This window comes from Xenorhabdus bharatensis (genome assembly GCF_037996705.1).
Taxonomy (GTDB): Bacteria; Pseudomonadota; Gammaproteobacteria; order Enterobacterales; family Enterobacteriaceae; genus Xenorhabdus; species Xenorhabdus bharatensis.
Map to the genome: position 1 here is coordinate 1 of NZ_JBBMXG010000087.1, position 288 is coordinate 288.

Genomic DNA, 288 nt, shown 5'->3' on the forward strand with positions numbered 1-288 from the left:
TTGATATTGGGCGGCATAAAGGGAGAATATTCCTTCCAGTTTTGCCGTCATGACGGGATTATTTGGGCATACCCATTTACCGTTGGCATCCACTTTGGTCTGACAAATCAGAGTGCCAGATGAAGTCGGCAGGACGGTTTCTTTTGGCGGTAAAAACGATTTTGAACTGGCGATAAAGATCAGTTGGCCGGGAGTACCTTCTCCCTGAATTGATATATCGCTATTTATCCGGTAGTGAGCGTTTTTTTGCGGCTCGGTAATCCGCATTGGCATGGTAAAGTGCCATTC

1 protein-coding gene is annotated in these 288 nt (G+C 46.2%); it reads right to left on the bottom strand.

Going from position 1 to position 288, the window contains the following annotated elements; all coding sequences use genetic code 11:
* A partial coding sequence (locus AAC855_RS21335) for a hypothetical protein (protein WP_340612137.1) occupies positions 1–273 on the bottom strand: 273 nt, incomplete at its 3' end.
* Between the last annotated feature and the right edge of the window lie 15 nt (positions 274–288).